General features: G+C 68.9%; 1 protein-coding gene and 1 pseudogene. Both read left to right on the plus strand.

Going from position 1 to position 2,498, the window contains the following annotated elements; translation table 11 throughout:
• The first annotated feature begins 216 nt into the window (after nt 1-216).
• Nucleotides 217-1,737, plus strand: a complete 1,521-nt coding sequence (locus tag DBR22_RS15820; RefSeq protein ID WP_108599807.1) for an ATP-dependent DNA ligase — start codon at nt 217-219, stop codon at nt 1,735-1,737.
• Between the two features lie 155 nt (nt 1,738-1,892).
• A pseudogene (locus DBR22_RS15825) lies at nt 1,893-2,498 on the plus strand (DNA-binding response regulator); the annotation flags it as partial.

Genomic DNA, 2,498 nt, shown 5'->3' on the forward strand with positions numbered 1-2,498 from the left:
CCACAGCCACTAAGCCCTACCGTCGCCCTCACCTCGCTCGCGGGGCCGGGGGAGTCTGAACCAACGCGGGGTCACTCCCGGCCCGATAATGAACGATTTTTGGGCTGGGAGTGACCCCGCGTTGGCGTTAAAGACGGCGTGGGTCCGCAGCGTCTCCGCTAAAAGCCGGTCCAGCATCTGCTGGGCCGGTTTTTGCTGTCATGGCAGACTGGTGCCATGCTGCTCGACGAGCTCGTGAGAACCTCGGACACCGTCGCGTCCACCCGCTCCCGGCTCGCGAAAGTCGAGGCACTGGCCGGCCTGCTGCGCCGGCTTGAGCCCGCGGACATTACGACGGCGGTCGGCCTCCTCACCGCCAGGCCGCGGCAGGGCAGGGTAGGAGTCGGCTGGCGTGGCATGGCGGCGGCCATGGGGGAGCCCGCAGCCGAGCCCGGTCTTACCGTCGCGGACCTCGATGCCGCCCTGGACCGGCTGCTTCTTCCCTCAGGCGCCGGATCGGCGGCCGAGCGCGCCGCAACCCTCCGGCGGCTCACAGCGGCGGCCACCGCGGGCGAGCAGGCATTCATCGCCGGCGTGCTGCTCGGAGAACTCCGGACCGGTGCCCTGGAAGGGGTGCTGACCGATGCGATCGCCCGCGCCGCCGATCGCCCCGTTGAGACCGTGCGGCGGGCGGCCATGCTTTCCGGAGATCTCGGCGGGACCGCCCTGCTGGCGATCACGGGCAGCCCGGCCCAGCTTGACGCCGTCGGCCTCGTCGTCGGCCGTCCCGTGCAGCCCATGCTCGCCTCCACGGCCGCAAGCGCCGGCGCGGCGCTGGAGGCCACGGGCGAGGCATCCGTGGAATACAAGCTCGACGGAGCACGTATCCAAGTGCATCGGGTGGGCGACGAGGTGCGGATCTACACACGCACCCTGGCTGACGTGACACACCGGCTTCCCGAAGTGGTGGAGGTAGTGCGCGGACTTCCGGTGCGCGATGTGATTCTCGACGGCGAGACCCTCGCCCTCGACGAGGACGGCGGACCACGGCCGTTCCAGCAGACGATGGCGCGGTTCGGCGCGGATGCAGCGCGTGCCACGGTGCTGCATCCGTGGTTCTTCGACGTACTTCACCTGGACGGACGTGACCTGCTCGACGAACCGTTGTCCACGCGCATCGGCCTGCTCGAGCGGATCGCCCCCGGGCACCGGATCCCGGGGGAGATCACAGCGGACGTGGATGTCGCCGAGCGAGTCTCCCGCGAGGCACTTGCCGCAGGCCATGAAGGCGTGGTGGTGAAGGCGGTGGGATCGGCCTACGCAGCCGGCCGGCGTGGTTCCAACTGGATCAAGGTGAAGCCGGTGCTCACCTACGACCTGGTGGTCCTCGCCTGCGAATGGGGATCAGGACGGCGCACCGGGCTGCTATCGAACCTGCACCTGGGAGCCCTTGACCCTGCCGGCGAGTTCGGCGAACCCGGCGGCTACGTGATGGTGGGCAAAACGTTCAAGGGCCTCACCGACGCGCTGCTGCGCTGGCAGACCGAACGGTTCCAGGAGACTGAGGTGCGCCGCACGGCAGGCACGGTCTGGGTCAAGCCCGTCACCGTGGTGGAGATCGCGATCGACGGCGTGCAGAGTTCCTCGCGCTATCCGGGCGGAATCGCCCTCCGGTTCGCACGCGTCAAGCGCTACCGCGACGACAAGACGGCAGCGGAGGCCGACACCATCCAGACGCTGCGCGGGTTGCTGCGGTAAGCCCGCGGCAGTGCAGTTTTCGGTTCCATGCGGTACCCCGCGGCCCGCTTGTGGACCGGGTTTGGCGGGCGTACCGTGACGCTTAAGTACCGTAGCGTCCAGCGCGCGTCACGGCGACGACGCCGGCTGGGCGGGCTGTGTCGGAGGAGGCCGGCGTGTCAACTGGAGCGGGCATCGACGAGGGCAGGGCCGCGTTCAGGGAACACCGGTGGACCGATGCCTTCAGGAGTTATTCCGACGCCGATCGGCGCGACGGGCTTCCCGCGGCGGACCTTGAAAGGTTGGCCACCGCCGGGATTCTGACGGGCAACACCACCACAGGCCTGGACACCCTCACCCGCGCCCACGAGGAATATCTCGTCGTCGGCGATGTTGCGAGCGCTGCCCTGTGCGCGGGCTGGCTTGGCATGCAGCACATGTTCCAGGGGGACAATGCGCAGGCCGGCGGATGGTTTGCGCGTGGCCAGAGGCTCGCAGAAGAACTGGCCCAGCCAAACCCTGTGCAGGGATTCCTCATGGTGCCCGCGGCGCTGGGCAAACTCTACGGTGGTGATCCTGCTGGCGCCCTCGAGCTGTTCACCCAGGCCGCCGAGCTCGGCCGGAGGTTCCAGGAGAAGGACCTGTCCGCGCTGGGCCTCCTGGGAACCGGCCAGGCAACCCTGATGCTGGGGCGGGCGGACGAGGCCGTCAGCATGTTCGATGAAGTCATGGTCGCCGTGACATCAGGGGAGCTGTCCCCGATCCCGTCGGGCATCATCTAC

This window comes from Arthrobacter sp. HMWF013 (assembly GCF_003061105.1).
In the GTDB taxonomy this organism is placed as follows: Bacteria; Actinomycetota; Actinomycetes; order Actinomycetales; family Micrococcaceae; genus Arthrobacter.

Coding starts and splice junctions, on each gene's coding strand:
- DBR22_RS15820 (WP_108599807.1), top strand. CDS start 217: ATGCTGCTCGACGAGCTCGTGAGAACCTCGGACACCGTCGCGTCCACC.